This window comes from Halorubrum sp. CGM4_25_10-8A (genome assembly GCF_005435025.1).
In the GTDB taxonomy this organism is placed as follows: Archaea; Halobacteriota; Halobacteria; order Halobacteriales; family Haloferacaceae; genus Halorubrum; species Halorubrum ezzemoulense.
In genome coordinates, this window is record NZ_SGTX01000048.1 from 1 (window position 1) to 620 (window position 620).

The window sequence follows — 620 nt, forward strand, 5'->3', positions numbered from 1 at the left end:
CGTCGGCGAGCACGTCGTGCGAGCGAACCCCGACGCGACGGTCGAGGCGTATCGCGGCCGCGTCCAGGACGTCCCCGAGGAGACGCTCGCCACGTGTGACGTTATCATCGGAGCCGTCGACCGGCTCACGGCGCGGCAGTACTGTAACGAGTTCGCCGTGCGGTACCTTCGGTACTACATCGACGGCGGCGTGGCAATCGAAACCGCCGACAACGGGTCAGTCACCGACGAGCGCGGGCTGATCCAGCTAGTTGCCCCCGGCGTGAGCGGCTGTCTAGACTGTCTCGGGCGCAATGATCCGCAACAGCTCCAAGGGGAACAGTCGAGCGAAGCGGAGATCGAGGCGGACTTGGAGCGAGGCTATATCGACGAGGACGTCGTCGCGCCCGAACCGGCGGTCACGCCGCTGAACGGGATGGCGGCCTCGAGCATTACTCGGCTCTTCACGAAGGTAGTGACGGGGTACGCGGCCCCGCCGGACTACCTGCGACTCGACGGCCTGAACGACGAGCACGTCGCCGTCAGCACGCACACCTCGGACGACTGCCTGACCTGTAACGCCGACGCACTGCTCGCCCGCGGGCCGTTCGAGTTCGACGACGACCTGCTGGTCTCCGAAC

1 protein-coding gene is annotated in these 620 nt (G+C 66.8%); it reads left to right on the plus strand.

Going from position 1 to position 620, the window contains the following annotated elements; genetic code table 11:
- A partial coding sequence (locus tag EXE52_RS18075) for a ThiF family adenylyltransferase (protein ID WP_199239175.1) occupies positions 1-620 on the plus strand: 620 nt, incomplete at both ends.